This window comes from Bacillus sp. BSL6, assembly GCF_052928345.1.
On sequence record NZ_JAVGCW010000005.1, the window covers coordinates 211,729 to 235,022 of the forward strand.

Below are 23,294 nucleotides of genomic sequence, written 5' to 3' on the forward strand. Positions count from 1 at the left end.
GGGCTATAAAATGGAACAGAAAAAATGCCGTTTTTGCCACTCATTACTCAGCAACACTTTTTTAGATTTGGGTGTTTCTCCTCTCGCTAACTCATTTGTTTCTCCAGAAAACTCATATAAAATGGAACCATTTTATCCATTGCACACATTTGTTTGTCACTCTTGTTTACTCGTACAATTAGATGAATTTGAATCTCCGCACAATATTTTTCATGACTATTTATACTTTAGCTCTTACTCATCAAGCTGGCTACTGCATGCTAAACAATATGTAGAAATGGCGATTAAGCGTTTCTATTTAAAGAAAGACTCCAAGGTGGTTGAAATCGCGAGTAACGACGGGTACTTATTACAATACTTTCAAAAAGAAAATATCGAAACATTGGGAATTGAACCTGCAAAAAATGTAGCAGAAATCGCTATCCAAAAAGGAATTCCTACGGAAGTGAATTTTTTCAGCAACGACTTAGCAAAAAAATTACCGCAAGCAGATTTAATCATTGCTAATAACGTATTAGCACACGTTCCGAACTTACATGATTTTGTGGCAGGTTTAAAAACGTTATTAAAACAAGACGGAACAATAACAATTGAATTCCCGCACTTATTAAATCTCATATCCTTTAAACAGTTTGATACGATATACCATGAGCACTTCTCCTATTTCTCACTTATAAGCCTGCAAAAAGTTTTATCTCACCATCATTTACAAATTATCGATGTAGAAGAACTTGCTACGCACGGTGGTTCCTTACGTATTTTTGTAAAACATCATAGTGACGAATCAACTACCCATTCTAGTGTTACAAAATTAATCCAAAAAGAAGTGGATCACGGGCTAAATACATTAGATTGTTATCTCCTTTTTTCTAAACGCATCGAACAATTGAAAATAAATATTTTACAGTTTTTTATCGAAGCGAAAGCTTTAAACAAACAAATTATCGGTTACGGTGCGCCAGCTAAAGGAAACACCCTTTTAAATTATTGCGGGATAGGAAAAGAATTTCTAGCTTATACAGTAGATAAAAACCCTCATAAACAAAATCTCCTTCTACCAGGAACCCGCATTCCAATAAAATCTCCAGAAGAAATAAAACGTACAAAACCTGATTACATTCTTATACTTCCTTGGAATTTAAAAGACGAGATTATGAAAGAATGCTCTTTCATTCGTGAGTGGGGCGGCAAATTTTTAGTAACAATACCAGAAGTTGAGGTAATTGAGCCATGAAAAAAATCCTTGTAACAGGCGGTAGCGGATGGGTTGGTAAATATGTTGTACATTCTCTTATTCAAAAGGGCTATGAAGTGCACGCCACTTACAATACAAATAAGCCTTCCCATCTTTCTTGCCATTGGCATAAAGTTAACTTACTTTGCGATGAAGAAATAAAAAAACTCATTTACGACATAAAACCTAGTCATCTCATTCATTTAGCTTGGGAAGCAGTGCCTCCAGCATGCTACGTATCCATTAATAATTACTATTGGCTTACATCCAGTATCTCATTGATTCAACACTTCACAACATGCGGCGGAAAGCGAGTCGTCGTTGCCGGTACTGGCGCAGAGTATGAATGGTTTAACGGTGTATTGTTTGAAGATTCACCGCTTCTTTCTTATAAAACCCCGTATTCATTATGTAAAAATGCACTACACTCCTGGCTCCAAACGTACGCCAAGCAAACCGGTCTCAGCATGTGTTGGGGCCGCATTTTTCATATGTATGGCCCTCATGAACAAGGGAACCGGCTCGTTTCTAACATTATCACTTCTTTATTAAAAAATGAGGAGGCACTATGTACACATGGAAAACAATCAAGAGATTTCCTCCATGTGAGCGACGTCGCTCATGCTCTCGTAACGATATTAGAACACGACGTTACAGGCACAATCAATATCGCTTCTGGTCAATCTGTACAAATTAAAGAATTAGCATCTATCATTGCGAAAAAGATAGGAAAAGAGCACTTAATTAAACTGGGTGCAATCCCTTTCTCTAAAGATGAACCTTTATTTGTCGGGGTTCATGTAGAACGTTTAAAAACTGAAGTAAACTGGAAACCGACATACGATCTAAATACAGGAATCGAAGAAACAATTTTATGGTGGGAATCATTTATACAAAAGCATAACGGTACGCATCACTAAAACGTAAATCCTTCGTCCCTCTTGCTAATTCCTTATACCATTCTTCTAATCTTTCCGGCGTAATAATATGGTGTGTACCCATCCCCCCATGCTTACTAGCTTCAGAAAGAGTCGGACCAATTTGTAACTTTCTCTTTCTCATCGCATCGTTCCACGGACTAAATCCAAACCATAATATACAAGCAAGAGGGGGATAAATCATAGATTCATGCGCGGATAAATGTCTTCCAACCGTATAACTTCCATGTTCATGATTATGAATAAATCTACCTCTTCTCCACAACGGCCAGTCTTCTGGTAAATAACCGTGAAATCGCTGTTTCATTAAAGGTAGTCCAAAGTTAAGGTCCGGATAATTGTAGTTAGGATCATCTACCATAATAAGCCCTTCTAGCCAATACATTCTTCCTCCCAATTCATTTAGTGATTTCCAAAACTGATTTTTATCTTGCACACAAAGAAACTCGGTCGTATTTAAAATCATTTTCCATCCTTGTATTTCTTGTTCTACCCTCATCACTTCATGATCCGTCGCATATGCATCAAACTCTGGATTTACAGAATCTCGTACCTCCCAGTGTGGTGCGAATTTTTTACAAATCTCAACCGAACGATCTGTTGAGCCTTTATTAATTAAAATGCCATGATCAAACAGTTTCGTATGATGAGCGAGCCACCACGGTAATAAATACTCTTCATTATAAAAATGAGAAATAACGGTTGTAGTTATAATAATCTCCTCTTTCTCTATTAATCTATTTTTCACCCTACAACCAATATACTCATAAATCAAAAATATGTTTCCTATATTAATAACCAAATCGTATTACTAATATTTTTGTAAATTCCCCTTTGGTACCCAGCCATCCTCACCACCTGTTTTTTCACACCAAATCCATCCATTTAATTCTTCTAATCCAATCACTCTTTCTCCAATACTCACATTTAATTCTTTCGCAGTATATTGTTTTATAATAATTCCTGTTCCATTCATATCTTTTCTTATAATTTGCTCCGGAACCCATCCTTTCCGGTCATATTTCTCTTCGTGACAAAACATCCAGTTTTCCCAATTTTCAGGACCAGCGTAACTCTCTATCATTTTCACTACATCCCCCTCTTCTAAACGAATTGGATTATGATAATTGCTAACATGTAATTTTATAACGATATATTTCATAACAACCTCCAATAATCAGAAAATTAAGTTATAATATCATTATAACTTAAGAAGGAGGAATACACATGTACTACAACACTTCATTCGAAAACGATCAACCTGTAGGCCGTCTATAAACTAAGACGGGCAATCATATAACAAGTGCACTATGCCTCGTCTTAGGGAACTCATCATACCCTAAAAATAGACGGAGGTACTTTACATGAAACAAACCATTTTAGGAGCTATATGTTTATCACTAGCAGCTAGTATATGGGGCGGTATGTATGTTGTTAGCAAATATGTACTCGACTTTATCCCACCACTAACACTCGTTTGGCTACGCTTTATCATTGCTTTTGTTGTTTTGTATATGATTTTAAAAATTACTGAGAAAAAGCAAAAGAAAACAGTAACCATCCGTAAAAAAGATTGGCTATTATTCGCTTGGATTGGATTTATCGGATATTTCATTTCGATCACTTGTCAATTTATCGGAACAAAATTATCCGACGCTCATACAGGATCTTTAGTAACATCAGCTACACCTGCATTTATGGTTATATTTGCAGCAATCATTTTAAAAGAAAAACTAACCGCTCGTAGATTACTATCTACCATCATAGCGACAATCGGTGTCATTATCGTAATCGGATGGGATATTGAAATTGGCTCCTATTTTATCGGTACAATCATATTAGTTGGTGCCGCTATTACGTGGGCTTTACTATCTATTTATGTAAAAATTGCTTCAGCCAAATTTTCATCTTTAGTGATTACAACGTATGCTATATTCTTTTCACTCTTTTTTATTACACCTTTTATGGTATGGGAATTTCAATCAAACCCAATTGAACATATGAATATGTACGTACTATTAGGCGTACTTTATTTAGGAATCGTCTCAACAGCAGGTGCCTTTTTCCTTTGGAATAAAGGGCTAGAATTAATGGATGCAAGCATCGGCTCATTATTTTTCTTCTTCCAACCTATCGTTGGGTCATTGCTTGGTTGGTTACTATTAAATGAGACATTAAATAGTAATTTTTTTATTGGTGGTATTCTCATTATATGTAGCGTTTTTATTACTACTTTTGAAAAGAAATGAAAAACAGGCAGAGATTAAATATCTCTGCCTGTCTTTTTACACTCTTTACGCACTCCAATGCGATGGACGGGACAATAATTTCGGTAATTTCGTATGTTTGTCCCCTCTTGCCGCATTAACTTGAACTTGCGTCAGAAAAATACTATTTGTAAAATCCGCCCCACGAATATCTGCATCTCGTAAATCTGCTCCAATGAGATCCGCCCCTCGTAAGTCTGCACCATTTAAGTTTGCCGCAATTAAATATGCTCCTCTTAAATTCGCCCCTTGTAAATTTTTCTTTTTCAAATTTGCTCCCATAAGATCTGCGCCGCGGTGAATGATTCGTTTCTTACGCGCAGTATTCATTTCTTTCCATACTAGTTCGCTCGTTTCTAAAAGTAAAATATTCACTTCTGCACGATGTAATGGGATATTTACTTTCATTAACTCGTCCGCATTTAAATTCGAAAGTCGCTCCGTCTCTTCAATTGCTTTACTTAATTCTTTATGGATCGATTGTGTCGCCTTTAATAAAATAGCCTCATTCAAATACCAAAGCATTTCATGGAGCTGATGCATAACTGGAAAAGCATCATACATTTTTCTCGCATGCTTAGCATCTTTCCGCCAATCTACCCCGTTAAATGTAACTTGAGAAATTTTCTGTCCAGCGCCAAAACATTCAAATACTGTACAACCTTTATAACCTTTTCCTCTAAGATTTTTATGTATACTGCATTTAAAATCTGATTGTAAATTGGAACATGGTTTACCACCATCTTTATTCACTGCAAAATCTACCGATGCTGCGAACGGTAATGCAACGCAACATAGACCGAAGCATTTTTCGCAGTTTGCTTTTAAATATTCGCTATGATTAGTCAAAATGTATACCCCCTGTTGTCTTTTGACTATTTCATAATATTCTAACTGCACAAAATAATCAATTTAAAAATAAACAAGCATCTTTCATTTCAAATCACAACTTTATCATTCGATTTCCTTTCAATTGAAAAGGACTAACTCTACCCAATGAATTATAATTAAATTATAAAAATTCAAACAAAAAGGAGAATTACTATGGCACTACAAATGAAAACAAACTGTCAAATTTGCGATCAATCACTCGAGCAAGATTCTGAAGCATACATTTGCGTATATGAATGTACATTTTGTGCACCATGTACAGAAGAAAGACACAACGTTTGCCCAAACTGCGGCGGCGAGTTAGTACGTAGACCGAAAAAGAAACAATAAAAAGCAAAGCGATATCGCTTTGCTTTTTTTTTAGGCATATGAAATTATATCAACGATTTTTTCAATATATCGACGTTTCGACAAAGGATATCGACTTACCGACAAATAACGACATCTCTGCATGCATTCAACTTCAACACAACTTAAACATTTAAAAACTTAACACAAACAGGCTCTGGCACAGCAACATCAGATTGTAAAAGAGTTAGCTCACCTGTAGATTCACTTCTTGAAAATAGCACAAGATTATGTGATTTTTCATTTGTAGCAACAAGAAACTTTTCAGTAGGATCTAATACAAAGTCTCTTGGCCAATTTCCTTCTGTAGATGTATGTGCAACAAATGTAAGCTTGCCTGTGTTTTGATCAACACTGAAAACAGCAATACTATTATGACCACGATTACCTGCATATACAAAGCGACCATCAGAAGAAATATGAATCGCACTTCCTTGATTATTTTCATCAAATGCTTTAGGAATGGTAGAAATATACTGTAATTCTGTAAATGATCCTTCTGCCGGATTATATGTTAACACAATAACTTCTGAACTAAGCTCCGTCATCACATACGTATACTTTCCATTTGGATGAAAAGTAATATGTCTTGGACCACTCCCTGGATTTACAGATAAACGATTCACTTCTGTTAATGTACTATCTTTTATTTCAAACGTAATTATTTTATCTATCCCTAAATCAACACCCACTACATATTTTTCATCAGGAGTATATCCCGCATAATGTGCATGTGGTTTTTCTTGTCTTTCTTTATTCGGACCTGAACCTTCATGTGCCATAATCGATGTAGCAGGATTTATAGTTCCATCTTCATTTACTTCAAAAGATTCAATCGTTCCTTTATGGTAATTTGCTGTAACTACCGTATGATTTCCACTATCGACACTCACATGACAAGGAGAAGCCCCTTCTACTACTTGTCTGTTTTCTTCTATTAGCTCTCCAGTTTTACTATTAATCGAATAAGCAGCTACACCACCAGATTCGCCTTCCTTAACAACAGAGTAGAGATATTCATTATTTCGATTAATCGTTACATATGTAGGGTTATCCAGCTTAGCTGCAAGTGTTACATTACTAATTTTCTTTGCTTCCGTGTCTAACGTAAACTTATATATTCCTTCACTATTTTCTTTCGTGTATGTTCCAACATATCCAATAAACTCTTTGTTATCCTTCATTTTCATAACCCTCTCTCCCTATATTTTTCGTTCATCATACTTCTTAACATATTTTATGTTGAAAGAGTATCCTAAAAGAATTGGAGTACCTCTTTATACGTTACCATATTTTCTTGCAAAATGGCCTTTAAACCCACTTTTTTTGATACGCTGCTATACTTTCATATTCTTCTTCCAATTGACGGGACAGACGAATATAGATTGGTGTTAAATCTTTATATTTTTCCACACTTTCCATGTTTGGTTCATGGTGGAAATTCGCACCTACCATTTCAGAAACTACATGTAACGTATCTACTTCACCTAAACTATATAAACCAAGGATGGCAGCTCCTAAGCAAGAGCTTTCGAAACTTTCGGGAACATATACGTCTTGATGGAAGATATCTGCCATCATCTGTCTCCAAAGTTCTGATCTTGCAAAACCACCTGTCGCTTGAATTTTTTTCGGTTCGCCAATGAGTTCTTTTAAAGCAAGGAGAACTGTATATAAATTATAAATTACCCCTTCTAAAACAGCACGGATAAGATGTTCTTTCTTATGATGCAATCCAAGTCCAAAGAAAGATCCTCTCGCATTTGCATTCCATAAAGGAGCTCTTTCCCCTGCTAAATACGGGTGAAATAATAAACCGTCGGATCCCGGATTCACTTTTGCTGCTATTTCAGTAAGCACTTCATATGGATCTTTTCCTAAACGCTTCGCAAGCTCAATCTCTGAAGTGCCTAATTGATCACGGGCCCACCTGAAAATCATACCACCGTTATTAACTGGTCCACCAATTACCCAATGGTCTTCAGTTAAAGCGTAACAAAAAATTCGACCTTTCGGATCTGTTACAGGACGAGTTGTTACAGCACGTATCGCTCCGCTTGTACCAATTGTAACAGCCACAACACCAGGATCAATTGCATTTACACCTAAATTCGATAGTACACCATCACTCGCTCCTACTACAAATGGAGTAGAAACAAGTACATTCATCTCATTGGCAAGCTCTTCATCTAATCCTGTTAAACTGTGCGTTGTTGGAACGAGTTTAGAAAGTTTGTCATCTGTAATTCCCGCAACATGTAAAGCCTCTTCATCCCATTTTAAAGATTTCAAATTAAACATCCCTGTTGCTGATGCTATAGAATAATCAATTACATACTCCTTATATAACTTATAAAAAACATACTCTTTAATAGAAATAAATTTATAAGTTTTTGCGAACAATTCTGCCTGCTCATTTTGTAGCCAAACTACTTTCGAAAGTGGTGACATCGGATGAATTGGTGTCCCAGTCCGCAAATAAATTTCATGACCATTCATATCATTCTTTATTTTCTCTGCCCAGCTTGCACTTCTATTATCTGCCCAAGTAATACATCTCGTTAACGGCTTTCCCTTCTCATCTACAGCAATGATACTATGCATTGCCGAACTAAAAGAGACGCAAACAATATCATTCGGCTGTACACTACTTGTCTGTACAGTTTCTTTAATCGTATGTATTACTGCACGAAAAATTTCTTCTGGGTCTTGTTCTGCTGTTTCCGGCGTAGGAGAATATAAAGGATATTCAATTCCATGACTTGCAATAACAGATCCATCAGTAGAAAATAGAACTGATTTTGTACTAGTTGTCCCAATGTCTACACCAATCATATATTTTGAACTCACCATTTCTTCCTCCTAACAAAAAATTACTACAGTATCCCACTATAAAAACATCCTTATTTTAAACAAACATATCAAGTAGTAAAACTCCTCCAAAAGCGATAAATGAAAGTAATGTTTCTAATACCGTCCATGTTTTAAATGTTTCTTTCACTGTTAAACCTAGGTATTCTTTTACCATCCAGAACCCAGCATCGTTTACGTGTGAAAACATTAATGCTCCTGCACCTGTTGCAATGACTAGCAACTCTAAATTCACACCTGTCGTATTTTCAACGATTGGCGAAACGATACCCGCTGCTGTTGTTAAGGCAACTGTCGCTGACCCTGTCGCAATTCGAATTAATCCAGCTACCATAAATGCTAATACAATTGGAGATAAGGCTAAATGCTCAGACATTTGAGCAATAGCATTCCCTACACCACTATCGATAAGAATTTGCTTAAATCCGCCACCAGCACCAATAATCGCAACAATTGAACCGATTGGTAATAAGCTATCTTCTGTTACCTTCTTAATAGCCTTTTTATCGATACCTTGACGAAATCCAAGAAAATAAAACGCTGCAAAACATGCAATCAATAAAGCAATGATAGGACTACCGATTAATGTCACAATCTTCATCAAAGTAGTAGAAAGTGGAACATAAGGAGCTGCTGCAGCTAAAACCATTAACATAACTGGTAACAATATAACTAAAAAAGAAACTCCTATTCCTGGTAATTTCGTTGATTTTGTATTTACACGTATCAATTCTGGCTCATTTTCAGGAATTACACGTTTGTGAATCCATTTAGCGAATATAGGACCTGCAATAATCGCTGCAAAAAATGTAATAATGAGTGAATACAATAATACCTTCCCAAGGTTCGCTTTATAAATGCCAATTGCAACGATTGCCCCTGGATGCGGAGGAACAAGACCGTGTACGACAGATAACCCAGCAATTGCTGGTAACGCTATCAATAAAATATTTTGTTTCGTAGTTTTATGAATGGAAATTACTAACGGCAACAATATTAAAATACCTACTTCGAAAAACACTGGAATTCCAATAATAAAACCTGCAATTAACATCGCCCATGGTAAGTTTTTTATCCCAAAGGATTTAATAAAGAACTCTGCCACTTGCATTCCAGCACCTGACTCTGCCATCATTTTCCCTAAAATTGTACCTAATACTAAAATACCTACTAAATGCCCAAGAACACTTCCGACTCCCGTTTCATAAGCACTCACTATTTTATCCATTGGCATTCCAGACATAATTGCTAAAAACAAACTTGCAACCGTTAAACTAATAAACGCATGCCATCTCCACCACGATACCCCTAAAATAACAATTACAATTGATAATAATGTAATCATTAAAAGGTACATATTCATACGCAATTCCACCCCTTTATGTAAACCCTTTCAAAAATGATATACAATGAAAAGAACCTATATAGTTCTTTCTTGAGTAAAAATTTATATATCGATATACAACTCATCTTCACAACATAATAATTTATATAAAAAGAATCTCCCTTACCAGAGATACATGTTACCTACTCTCTCTGATAAGGGGACTTCTCTTTCATAATTGTAATGTTATTGTGATAAACGCTTCGCGTAAGCATATTTTCCTTCTTCAAAAGTGAATGACACTTTCTTCTCTTGCTATTTTCACATAGTAAGACTCCAAACTCGGGATCCAAGTTAAACGATGAAGTTACCTAGGAATCTTTCCTCTCATGAAAAGCAATTTTCGGAAAGCCTCTTACTTTTATACATTATAATTTAGGTGCTTTCGCCCAATCCGCAGCAAACTTTTCAATACCTTGATCTGTTAATGGATGCATAGCAAGTTGTTCAATTACTTTATAAGGAATTGTTGCGATGTGAGCCCCTGCCATCGCTACACGAGTTACATGATCTGGATGTCTAACAGACGCCGCAATAATTTGTGTATCTAATTGGTGAACATCGAATAATTCAGCAATTTTAGCAACTAATAATACACCATCTTCAGAAATATCATCTAAACGTCCTAAAAATGGAGAAACATACGTTGCACCTGCTCGAGCAGCTAAAAGTGCTTGGTTCACCGTGAAAATAAGTGTAACGTTCGTTTTCACACCTTTTTCAGTAAGATAGCGACAAGCTTCTAATCCTGCTAACGTCATCGGAAGTTTAATTGTAACTTTTTCATCGCCGCCGTTAATCTTAATCAGTTCCTCTGCTTGGGCAATCATCTCTTCAGCTGTAACAGCATCTGGCGTTACTTCTGCCGAAACAGATTCAACTTTCGGCACTGCCTGACAAATTTCTGCGATACGGTCTTCAAATTTAATGCCCTCTTTTGCTACTAAAGAAGGATTCGTTGTAACACCAGCTAAAACTCCAAGTTTATATGCTTTTTTGATGTCCTCAAGATTTGCAGTATCAATAAAAAATTTCATGATCTATTCCCTCCATTTTTTAAACGTCAATGAGTTAAAATTTTAAGATGTTTATTTCTTTTCTACTGCATGTCCGCCAAATTCATTGCGCAGAGCTGCTACTACTTTTCCTGTAAATGTATCATTGTCTAATGAGCGGTAGCGCATTAATAACGACATTGCGATAACAGGAGTTGCTGTTTGAAGGTCTAATGCTGTTTCTACTGTCCATTTTCCTTCACCAGAAGAATGCATAACACCCTTAATTTCATCTAGTTTTGCATCTTTAGAAAATGCATTTTCTGTTAATTCCATTAACCATGAACGGATTACTGAACCGTTGTTCCATACTCTTGATACTTTTTCATAATCGTAGTCAAATTCACTTTTCTCTAGAATCTCAAATCCTTCACCAATAGCAGCCATCATACCGTATTCAATTCCGTTGTGAACCATTTTTAAGAAGTGACCACTACCAGCTTTTCCAGCATATAAGTATCCATTTTCTACAGCAGTATCACGGAAGATAGGTTCAACGATGTCCCAAGCTTCTTGATCTCCTCCGATCATATAACAAGCACCATTACGAGCGCCTTCCATTCCGCCAGAAGTTCCTGCATCCATAAAGTGAATACCATCTTTCTTTAGTTGCTCATATCGGCGAATTGACTCTTTATAATGTGAATTACCCGCTTCAATTAAAATATCTCCTTTTGATAAAAGTGGTGTAACCTCATCAATAACAGAATCTACAACAGCGTGTGGTACCATAACCCAAAGAACTCTTGGTGATTGTAATGACTGAACAAGTTCATTTAAACTAGATACACCTGTTGCCCCGTACTCTTTCATTTCTTCCACTGCGCTTGCATTCAAATCAAATGCTGCTACTTCATGTTTATGATCCATTAAATTTTTCCCTAAGTTTAATCCCATTTTACCTAAACCAATTAATCCTACTTGCATAATATAATTCCTCCTCAAATCATCTTTTATTAAAAATTCATATCACTACAATCTGGAATACCTTGCAGCACTGATATGTACGGAAAGGTATTCACAGTCATAGCTTAAGAATTTAATACATTTTTTGTAATTTGAACAACATTTTCTGTCGTAAATCCAAATAGATTCATGACTTCAGCCCCAGTTCCTGAAGCTCCAAATGTTTCAATCGATAATATGTTTCCTTCTTGTCCTACATAACGCTCCCAGCCGAGAGATACACCCATCTCAAGAGATACTCGTTTCGTTACAGAAGACGGAAGAACGGATTCTTTATATTCTTTCGATTGGCGATCGAATAACTCCCAGCTTGGCATTGCAACGATGCGAACAGAGACATTGTCTTCTTCTAGTTTCGCTTTCGCACTAGCAGCTAAGGATACTTCAGAACCTGTCGCAATTAAAATTACATCCGGATTTTCATTCGTTTGTGTTAATACGTAAGCCCCTTTAGAAAGATTCTCTATGTTTGCTTTCGTTTCATGAAACACCGGTAAATTTTGACGGCTAAGTACTAAAACGACTGGACCATCCGTTTGCTGTAAAGCATACGCCCACGCACTTGCTGTTTCATTTGCATCTGACGGACGGATAACTGTTAAACCAGGGATTGCCCGAAGAGCTGCTAAATGTTCAATAGGTTCATGCGTTGGACCATCTTCTCCTACAGCAATTGAATCATGTGTAAATACGTACGTAACAGGTAACTTTTGCAATGCAGCCAGTCGAATAGATGGACGAAGATAGTCATTAAATACAAAGAATGTACTCACGAACGGTTTTACTCCTCCATGAAGAGCCAGTCCATTCGCTGCTGCGCCCATTGCATGTTCACGTACACCAAAGTATATATTTCGGCCAGCATACGATTCTACCGCATACACTGCTTCACCTTTTATATCTGTCATCGTAGAATGAGAAAGATCCGCACTTCCACCGAAAATAGAAGGAATCGATTTCACATAATGGTTAATAGCTTCCCCACTTGCAACACGAGTTGAAATCGTTTTTTCAGTATCAAAGGATAAAATGTCTTTCGCTTCGATTAAAACTTCACCTGTAATTGCTTTTTCTAATTCATCTGCTAGTGCAGGATTTGACTCTCTGTATAAGTTAAACTGCTCATTCCAGCCATTTTCTTTTTCAATACCTTTTTGTTTCAGTTCATTAAAATGAGCTGTTACTTCTTCAGGTACAAAGAAGTCTTCTTCATAATGCCAACCATACACTTGTTTTGTCGCTGTCGCTTCTTCTAATCCAAGCGGGTTACCGTGTGCTTTGTTCGTTCCAGCAACTTTTGGACTTCCGTAACCTATAATGGTTCTAATTTCTATAAGAGTAGGTTGGTCCGCATTATCTTTCGCTAATTGAATCGCTTTTGTAATCGCATCAACATCGTTTCCATCTTCAACTCTTACATATTGCCAATGTGCAGATTCTACCCTTTTCTGCATATCTTCAGAGAAAGCAATGTTTAATTCACCATCAAGTGAAATTTCATTTGAATCATACAGCACAATTAACTTGCCAAGTTTCATATGTCCTGCCATTGACATCGCTTCATAAGCGACACCTTCCATTAAATCACCGTCTCCAACTAAAGCGTACGTATTGTGATCAATAATAGAGTGACCATCCTTATTAAACTTCGCTGCTAAATGCGCTTCTGCCATTGCCATTCCGACAGCATTGGCAATTCCTTGTCCTAACGGGCCTGTCGTCGCTTCAACTCCAGAAGTATGACCAAACTCAGGATGTCCTGGTGTTTTACTATTTAACTTTCTGAAGTTTTTCAAGTCATCAATTGAAACGTCATATCCAGCTAAATGAAGTAGGCTATATAATAAGCTAGATCCATGTCCCGCCGATAAAACGAAGCGATCACGGTTAAACCATTTTGGATGATTAGGATTATGATTTAAATGATTCGCCCATAATGCATAAGCCATTGGCGCTGCTCCCATCGGAAGACCTGGATGACCTGAATTTGCCGCATTAATAGCATCAATTGATAACGTACGAATTGTATTCACTGCTAATTGATTTATGTTTTGTGTCATAGTAATCGTCCCCCTACATGCTTTCATGAAAGAAAGTACTTATTTTTTCGTTTCTTGATCTAACCACCATTTAAATCCACTTTCTTGCAATAATTCATTAGATGTCTCTGGACCATATGAACCAGACTCATATTCATGAAGTGGTAATAAGTTTTCTTCGAATGCTTCAAGAATTGGTTGTACCCATTCCCATGACAATTCAACTTCTCTCCAATGTGCAAAGAATGTAGCGTCTCCACTCACAGCATCATGAATGAGTCTTTCATACGCTTCAGGTACCCCCACATCCGCTTGCTCACAAGTAAAGTTAATACGGATCGGTTCAATTTCTCCATTTTTCAATGGATTTTTACTATTTAACTGTAATGAAACGTTCTCACCTGGGCTAATTTCAATTATTAACAAGTTAGGTGCTGCATTTGGATTACTATCTTGATATTGCTGTTTTAACGTATTTTTAAATTCGATTACAATACGAGTAGACTTTTCTTTCATTCGTTTGCCTGTTCGTATATAAAAGGGAACGCCAGTCCAAAATGGATTATCGATCCACAAGCGAGCAGCGACAAATGTGTCTATATTAGAAGAAGGATTTACTCCTGGCTCCTCTTTATATGCTACAACTTGCCCGCCATTTATCTCACCTGCACCATATTGTCCGCGAATGATATGGTTTTGAACGTCTTCTTTTTTCACTTTACGAAGCGCCTCCATTACCTTTCGCTTTTCCTCTCGAATTTCACATGCATTAACCTTTTCCGGCAAATTCATAGCAGTCATCATTAATATTTGTAACATATGATTTTGAACCATATCTCGAATGGCTCCTGCCTGATCATAATATCCTGCCCTTTCTTCAACCCCAACTGTTTCACTCGCTGTGATTTGTACATTCGCTATATGTTCTTTATTCCAAATCGATTGTAAAACAGGATTTGCAAACTCTAGTGCTTCAAGGTTTTGAATCATCGGCTTACCTAAATAATGATCAATACGATATATCTCGTCTTCTTCAAACGTGCGACTAAGCTTATCATTCAGCTCACGAGCAGATGTAAGGTCGTGCCCGAACGGTTTCTCAATCATTAGGCGTTTCCATCCATCCGTTTTATCAAGTCCGCTTTCCTTAATATTTAAAGCGATTGTCTCAAAAAATTCAGGAGCAACGGAAAGATAGAACATTCTATTCCCTTTTATATGTAGCTCTTCTTCCCTTTCACGAACGACTTGTAATAATCTCTCATAGTCTTCCGGCTTACTCACATCTAATGGACAATAACGAAAATTATCTAAAAAACCTTCGAGTTCTGGAGTACCTTCTTCTCTATGACGAGAAAACGTCTCTATTGATTCTTTTATTCTTTTTTGGAAATCTACATGAGATACTTCACGTCTCCCAAGCCCGATAACGGATATTTGCTTTGGAAGCTTTTGATCTCTATATAAGTTATATAGTGCGGGGTAAATTTTGCGTTTCGCTAAGTCCCCTGTCGCTCCAAATAAAACAAAGGTCATTGATTCCAATTTCAGTCCCCCTCTTGTTGTATAATCCTGGTCAATATATTAAAAATGAATTGTACAGAAGCTCATGTTTTTATAAAAAACAAAGAGTTATCAAATTCCAATTCTTTTTATACCTTTCGCTTTCTAATTGTCCCCAATATTAATAGTGGCAATTCAAAGCGTTTCTACCACGACTTACTTATTTATAGTACTTTACGAAATAACATATATTTAATTACTTTTAGTAATTAAATAATCTTATGTCTAGTATATTAACCACATATATTATTATCGTCAATAAAAATGTCTTAAATTACATACTATTTATTTCGTATTACTTTTCTAAGTTTATCCTTAGTTACCACTCATTTTCAAAGATAATGATCGATATAAAAAATATCAGTTTCATCAAAATCTTCAATTAATTTTTCGTTAAACTCGTGAGCAGACGTTACATGATGACCAAAAGGCTTCTCTATAATAAGACGGTTCAATCCTTTTGTAGCCCACAATCCAATTTCCTTAATATTTAAAGCAATGACATCAAATGCTTCTGGTATAACAGATAGGTAAAACATGCGGTTTTCAGGAATGTTTAATTCTGTTTCACGTCTCTTTACAAGACTCAACAAATCTTGATAGTCCTCTATATTTGCTGTATTTAATTGACAATAACGAAATGTGCTAATAAATTCTTCTACTCCTAATTCGTCATCAGTAGATCTTCTAGAAAATGTAGCAAGGGATTGTTCTACCTTTGTTTGAAATTCCACATCTGACATTACCCTTCTACCAATACCGATAATCGAAATAGATTGCGGTATATTCCCATTACTAAATAATTTGTATAAAGCAGGGTAAATTTTGCGTTTCGCTAAATCCCCTGTCGCTCCAAATAAAAGAAATGTCATTGAATCCATTTGTTCTCTCCCTTTTAAAACAATTGCTAGAATAGAATATATAAACTCATTCGCTACTTAGCACAATACTGTCTCTAAAACCTCATACTTTACCAATGTTTCTTCAATACTATTTTGCCACGAGCACGCTCTGACTCACTTATGTGGTGTGCTTTTTTTACGCCTTCTACATGTAAAGGCAACACATGCGTGACAACAGGTTTAATCTTCCCGCCCTCAATTAATTCTGTAATAAGAGAAAGTTCATATCCGTTAGGTTCAGTAAATATATGGTCACTCTCAATATTTTTCTCTCTTGATATCTCGGTTTGCGGAATTTCCATACCTTTCGGACCATAAATAGACGCTAACTTTCCATTTGGTGCAAGCACTTTATAACTATCCTTTAGTACATCTCCGCCTAACACATCAAATACAATATTGTAATTATGCAAAAGCGAAGAAAAGTCTTCTGTTTTGTAATCGACGACAGTATCAGCGCCTAGATCCTTTACAAATTGCATGTTTTTCGTACTAGTCGTAGTTGCAACATGTGCACCGAAGCTTTTGGCTAATTGAATAGCAAACGTACCAATTCCTCCGGATCCAGCATGAATTAAAACCTTATTGCCTTTTTGAACATTTGCGAACTTTACTAAGCTTTGCCAACTTGTCAAACCTACTAGAGGGATTGATGCCGCCTCTTCAAAAGATAAATTCCTCGGTTTTTTCGCCACATATTTCACATCTACAGCCACGTACTCTGCATAAGCACCGTTTCGTTCAATATCCGGACGACTATATACTTCATCCCCCACTTTACATGCTGTTACGTTTGGCCCTATAGCAGCAACTACACCTGCAACATCCCATCCTAAAACGAGCGGGAAGTCATAAGAAATTACGTCTTGCAGTAAACCTTCACGTATTTTCCAATCCACGGGATTTATACCAGCTGCATATACTTCAATTAGTACATCGGTGTCTCCTAATAGCGGTGTCTGCATTTCAATCTCTTGTAGTACACTTTTATCTCCATATTGCATAAGTCCTATCGCTTTCATTCTTTTCACTCCTTTACAATGCTGGGAAATGAGGTAGTACTTCTTCTCCTAGCTCATCCAATACTTCGTCAGCTGGACGTTGACCATCAAATAGAGCAAGGAATAAATGATTCACACCAATACTTCGATATATATCAAGCAATTCAATTAGTGCCTTACGCCCTGTACGGTAACCTAAACGTATCGGTGTAGGACGTTCATTTGGATCTTCAGATAAGTCTAAATGCATCGGTTGGATAAATGGTTTGAATACATCTGGATGATAATCCTCTACTAGTTCTCTCCATTGTCCAATTGCTGCTGCCTGATGCACTGGACTACGTGGATAGTACATCCATCCATCACCATGTTCAGCGAACCAGTCCATATTTTGCTGACTAAAACCTGTAATAAAGGTTGGAACACGTTTAGACGGTTTTGGAACTAAATTCGCACCATGAACTTCCCCTAATGTCGACTGGATAGACGGGAAGTTTTTATATAAAATCTCTTCCAAGTAAGCAAATGCTTCTCTAAACTTTTCACCTCGTGTTTCATGACTAACACCTAACGCTTTAAAATCTGCACGTCGGTCACCGGATGAAACGCCGAGCATAATTCTTTCTGGAAACAGTTGATCCAATGTCGCAATTTCTTTTGCCACGCGTAATGGATGGCGAAGTGACAATACGGTTGCCGATGTTCCAAATGCGATTTTCTCTGTTTTACTTGCTAAATACGTCAAATAAATCATCATATCGTAAATTTGACCTGTTGCAGGATCACCAAAATCAGGGTCTTGCAGCAATACATCGCGAAGCCATACACCTGTAAAACCATATTGTTCCGCTTTTTGTACTAACTCTACTTGTTTTTCCATCGTTGGAGCATGAAACTGATAATTTTCAATCGGAATGTGAACTCCTAATGTAAGTTGATCTTTCGCAAACATACGATTATATCCAAAATGGTTCGCAAACTTTTCCATGTATTTCACTCACTTTCCCTCATTCATATAAATCTATACTTTTCATATTTCTTCTCAAAATTCATAAGCAATACTGCAACACCACATTGTTGCCGATTGTCATCGTTATAACTTTCTTTGTGCTACGAGTGTTATTATAAATCGGTCATAACATGAATAACAGTACGTACTTTAAAGTGATGTAGGCACTTAAAAGTACCTATACTAAGTAAGTAGTAATAAACATAATGAATACATCGTGCTGTAAAAATAACATCTATCCTTTCTTCAAAAAACTTTACAATTGCTTTTGCAAGTACGTTACATAATCCCACGTACTTTCCTCTTCTTTATATAAAATGCTCAATATGCAAATTCAAAATATTATACTTATTTTTTGTACTTTGCTATGCTATAACCACGAACAGGAGGTAAGGACCAATGAAAGCACAAATTATCCATTCTTTTGGAGATTCATCTGTATTTCAATTAGAAGAAGTTGCAAAACCGAAACTTTTACCCGGTCATGTTCTAATCCATGTAAAAGCAACAAGTGTAAATCCAATCGATACGAAAATGCGCAGTGGCGCTGTTTCATCAGTTGCTCCTGAATTTCCAGCTATATTACACGGGGATGTAGCAGGTATTGTTATAGAAGTAGGAGAAGGCGTTTCAAAATTCAAAACTGGTGATGAAGTATATGGATGTGCCGGAGGTTTTAAAGAAACTGGTGGTGCACTTGCAGAGTTTATGCTTGCTGATGCGCGATTAATTGCTCATAAACCTAAAAATGTAACAATGGAAGAAGCAGCTGCCCTACCATTAGTTGCAATTACAGCTTGGGAATCTTTATTTGATCGTGCAAATATTAAATCAGGTCAAAATGTGCTCATTCATGGAGCTACTGGTGGCGTAGGACACGTAGCCATTCAATTAGCTAAATGGGCTGGTGCTAAAGTTTTTACAACTGCTTCTCAGCAGAACAAAATGGAAATAGCCCATCGTCTAGGAGCCGACATAGCTATTAACTATAAAGAAGAATCTGTTCAAGAATATGTTCAAAAACATACGAATGGCAACGGATTTGAAGTTATATTTGATACAGTAGGTGGCAAAAATCTCGATAACTCTTTCGAAGCTGCTGCAGTCAACGGAACTGTCATAACAATTGCAGCTCGTTCAACCCATGACCTCTCTCCTTTACACGCAAAAGGACTCTCTCTGCACGTTACTTTTATGGCGTTAAAAATATTACATACAGATAAGCGTAATGATTGCGGAGAAATCTTAACGAAAATAACGCAAATTGTAGAAGAAGGAAAACTCCGCCCATTGCTAGATTCTAAATCTTTTACGTTTGATGAAGTCGCACAAGCACATGAATATTTGGAGTCGAATAAAGCAATAGGAAAAATAGTGTTGAAAAACGTTTGGTAACTTTCACTTCATAATACAACTATTGTTGAAAAATAATAGAGGGATCGCTTTAAGCGGTCATATTTTTTCTTAAGAGATACCACAACGCTAAAAGCTTTCCATCCTTTACAACAAGTAAAAAAATAACAGCCGAATTTTTCTTATAGTAGAAAATTCGGCTGTTTGCATGTTGCAATTTGCTTTTTCTATATTTCCGTTAATAGATAAAATACAACTCATTTACTTTACCTTCAACAGAATATAATGTTGTTTTTAATTTTTTAAAATACACTACGTACTAATCCCCCGTCTATTCGCAACGCGGAACCATTAATTGCTGAAGAAAGTGGGCTACTTAAGAAAGTGACAAGATTGGCAATTTCTTCTGGTCGAATAAGTCTTTGAATGATAGAGGTTGGTCGATTCTCTTTCATAAATCGCTTCTCAGCTTCTTCTATTGTCAATTGCTCATTAGGATAAAGACTATTTAACATAGTCTCCACTCCTTCCGTTAAAGTCGAACCAGGCATTATAGTATTAACAGTCACATTCGTTCCTGTCGTCAGCTCAGCTAAACTGCGAGAAAGTGAGAGTTGCATCGTTTTAGTCGCACTATAATGAGCCATTTCTTGAGAGGGCATAATAGCTGCTTCGCTAGCAATAAAGATGACTCTTCCTTCTTTTTTTTCAATCATTTTTTTCAAGTACGAGCGAGTAAGTCGAACACCACTCATAATATTAACTTCAAACAATTTAAACCAATCTTCATCAGGGATATCAAAATATTCTACAGGTTCAAAAATTCCTAAGTTGTTAATAAGAATGTCTACTTCAGGGTACTTTTCAATCACATTTTGGCACCCTTGTTCTGTTCCTAAATCAGCTACTACAGGTTGAAGAATAGCATCAGGATACTGCGCTCGAATTTCTTTTATCGTTTCATTAACATTTTCTTCACGGCGTCCATTAATAAGTACAGTAGCTCCTTCTGCGACTAATGAAGTGGCAATTGCTTTTCCAATCCCTGCCGTAGATCCAGTAACCAGTGCTGTTTTTCCTTTTAATTGCATATGCATATAGATTCCTCCAAATTCATGTGCTAAATGATTGACTTACGTTGGAATAAATAATTACGTTTATATTGTGGTTCACTTCTCTTATCTTTAACAGAAAATAAGCAGATCCAGCTTTTTTCAAAAGAGTATAAACGAAAATTATGTAGCTATTTCACTCTGTACTAAATTAAAAATCAAAATTATCAGTATTTAAATCTACTCAATAATTCTAATTCAAATCATTCTAATGTAAAAAATTACATCAACAGCAGAGTAAAGCTAAAACCAACTAGTAAATACCATTATGATCTATATTAACTAGAAAGAAAATTACGCACTTTAAAGTTCCATAGGAACAAAAAAGTGCCCTATATACTATAATTATATATTCTTACATATAGTTATAAAATTATTTTTATCCTAATTAACTCAAAACTATATAACACACCTGTAACATAACATTCTAAAAAACCTTGCAGAAAAATTCTACAAGGTTTTTGCCTACATATACAAACCAATCATTATATTAAAATAAGAGAGTTTTCAATTCATCACAATAGTATTAAATATAAGCTGCTTTAAAGGCTTGTTGGACGGCTTGTACTTCTGATGAGTCTTTACCATATAAGTTCGTTGCTACACGAATACAAGCTTCTTTTAATTCTTTAAAATCAGAAGTCATATTTAATTCATCCGTATTTGCATAATAGAAAATATCAAACATTTTATCTTCCCCAATGCCTTGTACATTTACTCCATTATGATTTCCACCACTAGCAATTAAATAAGCTACTTTATTTATAATGCTAGAGTTTGTGTGTACACCACCATAATCGTGATCAACATCAATAGGTAAATTGTTATAATGTCTATAATCTTCTGGATATCTAGAAGAGATAGATGATGGGTTTTTCATATCTCTAAATATACGACCTGATTGTTCCCCCATTGTCCAATTGAACTTTCCGTTATTGGCATACTTTTCAACTGCTACCCCTAAAATATCAGATAGAGCCTCATTAATGGCACCAGCTTCTCCTGCGTACTCAAGTCCAGACTCATTTCTTGTAACCGCGTGTGTAAACTCATGTCCTGCCACATCAAATGCTCTAACAATTGGATCTCCGTATACTAGCATAGCCCCATTACTAAATGCATTAAACCACTGCTTAGGATTTCCTATATTCTTACCATTTGTATTCCAGCCATGAACGACTGAAATTACTTTTTGTCCATTATTATCAAAGCTGTTACGACTATATTTTTCTTGATAAAAATCATATACTTTCGTCGCTAAATAATGTGCACTAACTGCTTTAGGATCTGTAAAATTTGTAGAATTACTTGTTACTAAATCATCCAAATAACCCCATACATTTCTTCTATAATTATTATAATCTTTATAATTCGCAGTATACGTTTCAATTCCCTTACCACGAGAATAATCTGCAAGAGTGTACGTTCCATCACTTCGCTGTGAAATTCCAAACGTACGATTCATACCTAAATCATCTTTTCCTGTGCCAATTAATTTAGAAGGATCTTGTGATTTATTTGCTGTTGCAGATTGAACGATACTGCTATCTACTTGTATACCCAATTTTTGAACGAGTTCTTTTAATAGATCTCCAACAAAAGCATCAATTAATACCGTACCAGATACATATTCAGGTGTAGAGGCACTAAAAGTAATTTCATATGCGTTTGTAGCTTTATTTGTATTTTCATCTACATATACCACTTGTTTAATTTCTGGTTCTTCAACAAATGTGAGATTATCCCCATAGATTTTAAAAAGCTGCTTCTTTGCATCCTCTTCTGATAGAGTAATAGGTTGTTTCAAATCTTCCTGTTGTTGTAGGTCTTGGGCACTATCCCCCGAAATACTCGTAAGTACACCATCATCATTAATGTGTGCTGTTAGTTGATATCCGTATACATCACGTCCTTCATATGTTTGTTGAAGACGCACCAATGTAGTACCATCATAAGATTTACGGCTTTGCGTAACATTATAATTAACTTTTGATTCCGTATTAACTTGTTTTGAGGATAATGCTTGTTCTGTTTTCCCTTTCAGCGCATCCTTTACTACATTTTCTGCCGATTTTTGAGAAGGTGCTGTTAAATTACCTGTTCGGAACGTATCTTCCTTTGTTTCCACTTTTAAATCTTCTGTTGCCGCATGTACTCCTCCATAAGGCATAATCGCCGATAACACCACTCCTGTAGTTAAACCTACCTTTACGAAATTATTCATATTCTTACTCCTTTATAATCGTATTATTAAATTAAATAAATGTATTTTAGAATTTTAAGCATAGATAAAACTTTTAACTATAGTCAATCAATTTTACATACATAGGTTAATAGATTAGTTTGCCACATTTTTAGATT

21 protein-coding genes are annotated in these 23,294 nt (G+C 36.1%); 5 read left to right on the top strand and 16 right to left on the bottom strand.

Annotated features, from left to right (window positions below):
- The first annotated feature begins 10 nt into the window (after positions 1-10).
- Together RCJ96_RS17875 and RCJ96_RS17880 are read left to right on the top strand one after the other, a co-directional pair.
- Positions 11-1,234 (top strand): class I SAM-dependent methyltransferase, encoded by a 1,224-nt coding sequence (locus RCJ96_RS17875; RefSeq protein ID WP_000435754.1) that lies wholly within the window; start codon positions 11-13, stop codon positions 1,232-1,234.
- On the top strand, positions 1,231-2,154 hold the full coding sequence (locus tag RCJ96_RS17880) for an NAD-dependent epimerase/dehydratase family protein (protein ID WP_270794319.1): 924 nt from the start codon (positions 1,231-1,233) through the stop codon (positions 2,152-2,154). The genes RCJ96_RS17875 and RCJ96_RS17880 overlap by 4 nt, the downstream gene beginning before the upstream one ends.
- On the opposite strand, the gene RCJ96_RS17885 is transcribed toward RCJ96_RS17880, so the two are convergent.
- Positions 2,123-2,920 carry a glycosyltransferase family 2 protein gene (locus tag RCJ96_RS17885; RefSeq protein WP_270794426.1) on the bottom strand — a complete coding sequence of 266 codons (798 nt, stop codon included), beginning with the start codon at positions 2,918-2,920 and terminating at the stop codon, positions 2,123-2,125. The genes RCJ96_RS17880 and RCJ96_RS17885 overlap by 32 nt on opposite strands.
- Positions 2,921-2,983: 63 nt before the next feature.
- Entirely contained in the window at positions 2,984-3,334 is a 351-nt protein-coding gene (locus tag RCJ96_RS17890) for an SH3 domain-containing protein (RefSeq protein WP_270794317.1), read from the bottom strand.
- 202 nt (positions 3,335-3,536) lie between these two features.
- On the opposite strand from RCJ96_RS17890, the gene RCJ96_RS17895 reads away from it, so the two are divergent.
- Positions 3,537-4,421, top strand: a complete 885-nt coding sequence (locus RCJ96_RS17895) for a DMT family transporter (RefSeq protein WP_270794315.1) — start codon at positions 3,537-3,539, stop codon at positions 4,419-4,421.
- Between the two features lie 45 nt (positions 4,422-4,466).
- Here RCJ96_RS17895 and RCJ96_RS17900 read toward each other — a convergent pair whose 3' ends face one another.
- Positions 4,467-5,288, bottom strand: a complete 822-nt coding sequence (locus RCJ96_RS17900; RefSeq protein ID WP_270794313.1) for a pentapeptide repeat-containing protein — start codon at positions 5,286-5,288, stop codon at positions 4,467-4,469.
- Between the two features lie 195 nt (positions 5,289-5,483).
- On the opposite strand from RCJ96_RS17900, the gene RCJ96_RS17905 reads away from it, so the two are divergent.
- Positions 5,484-5,660 (top strand): DUF1272 domain-containing protein, encoded by a 177-nt coding sequence (locus tag RCJ96_RS17905; RefSeq protein WP_001207874.1) that lies wholly within the window; start codon positions 5,484-5,486, stop codon positions 5,658-5,660.
- Positions 5,661-5,803: 143 nt separating this feature from the next.
- On the opposite strand, the gene RCJ96_RS17910 is transcribed toward RCJ96_RS17905, so the two are convergent.
- The 11 genes from RCJ96_RS17910 to RCJ96_RS17960 form a co-directional block, all read right to left on the bottom strand.
- The gene (locus tag RCJ96_RS17910; protein WP_446699827.1) at positions 5,804-6,868 is read right to left on the bottom strand and encodes a lactonase family protein; all 1,065 of its coding nucleotides are present in this window, start codon (positions 6,866-6,868) and stop codon (positions 5,804-5,806) included.
- 121 nt (positions 6,869-6,989) lie between these two features.
- Positions 6,990-8,531, bottom strand: coding sequence for a gluconokinase (gntK, locus tag RCJ96_RS17915; protein WP_316151741.1), 1,542 nt, complete (start codon positions 8,529-8,531; stop codon positions 6,990-6,992).
- A gap of 55 nt (positions 8,532-8,586) precedes the next feature.
- A complete protein-coding gene (gntP, locus tag RCJ96_RS17920; RefSeq protein WP_074606692.1) occupies positions 8,587-9,912 on the bottom strand; it encodes a gluconate permease GntP in 1,326 nt (441 codons plus the stop codon).
- A 389-nt stretch (positions 9,913-10,301) separates the two neighbouring features.
- Positions 10,302-10,970, bottom strand: a complete 669-nt coding sequence (gene fsa, locus RCJ96_RS17925; protein WP_000667676.1) for a fructose-6-phosphate aldolase — start codon at positions 10,968-10,970, stop codon at positions 10,302-10,304.
- A gap of 51 nt (positions 10,971-11,021) precedes the next feature.
- Positions 11,022-11,915, bottom strand: a complete 894-nt coding sequence (gene gnd, locus RCJ96_RS17930; protein WP_074606694.1) for a phosphogluconate dehydrogenase (NAD(+)-dependent, decarboxylating) — start codon at positions 11,913-11,915, stop codon at positions 11,022-11,024.
- Between the two features lie 104 nt (positions 11,916-12,019).
- On the bottom strand, positions 12,020-14,014 hold the full coding sequence (tkt, locus tag RCJ96_RS17935) for a transketolase (protein ID WP_316151742.1): 1,995 nt from the start codon (positions 14,012-14,014) through the stop codon (positions 12,020-12,022).
- 39 nt (positions 14,015-14,053) lie between these two features.
- A complete protein-coding gene (gene zwf / locus RCJ96_RS17940; RefSeq protein ID WP_000445344.1) occupies positions 14,054-15,538 on the bottom strand; it encodes a glucose-6-phosphate dehydrogenase in 1,485 nt (494 codons plus the stop codon).
- A 350-nt stretch (positions 15,539-15,888) separates the two neighbouring features.
- Positions 15,889-16,437, bottom strand: a complete 549-nt coding sequence (locus RCJ96_RS17945; RefSeq protein WP_074606698.1) for a glucose-6-phosphate dehydrogenase — start codon at positions 16,435-16,437, stop codon at positions 15,889-15,891.
- Positions 16,438-16,526: 89 nt separating this feature from the next.
- Complete coding sequence (locus RCJ96_RS17950) at positions 16,527-17,480, bottom strand: NADP-dependent oxidoreductase (protein WP_316151743.1); 954 nt, start codon at positions 17,478-17,480, stop codon at positions 16,527-16,529.
- A gap of 13 nt (positions 17,481-17,493) precedes the next feature.
- A complete protein-coding gene (locus RCJ96_RS17955) occupies positions 17,494-18,447 on the bottom strand; it encodes an LLM class oxidoreductase (RefSeq protein WP_000410328.1) in 954 nt (317 codons plus the stop codon).
- A gap of 134 nt (positions 18,448-18,581) precedes the next feature.
- Positions 18,582-18,761 (bottom strand): hypothetical protein, encoded by a 180-nt coding sequence (locus RCJ96_RS17960; RefSeq protein ID WP_316151744.1) that lies wholly within the window; start codon positions 18,759-18,761, stop codon positions 18,582-18,584.
- Between the two features lie 106 nt (positions 18,762-18,867).
- Here RCJ96_RS17960 and RCJ96_RS17965 point away from each other — a divergent pair, with 106 nt between their 5' ends.
- Complete coding sequence (locus RCJ96_RS17965; protein WP_000647233.1) at positions 18,868-19,863, top strand: zinc-dependent alcohol dehydrogenase family protein; 996 nt, start codon at positions 18,868-18,870, stop codon at positions 19,861-19,863.
- A gap of 260 nt (positions 19,864-20,123) precedes the next feature.
- On the opposite strand, the gene RCJ96_RS17970 is transcribed toward RCJ96_RS17965, so the two are convergent.
- Positions 20,124-20,918 (bottom strand): SDR family NAD(P)-dependent oxidoreductase, encoded by a 795-nt coding sequence (locus RCJ96_RS17970; RefSeq protein WP_416503859.1) that lies wholly within the window; start codon positions 20,916-20,918, stop codon positions 20,124-20,126.
- Between the two features lie 541 nt (positions 20,919-21,459).
- Positions 21,460-23,157, bottom strand: a complete 1,698-nt coding sequence (locus RCJ96_RS17975; protein ID WP_316151747.1) for a M4 family metallopeptidase — start codon at positions 23,155-23,157, stop codon at positions 21,460-21,462.
- Positions 23,158-23,294 lie beyond the last annotated feature (137 nt).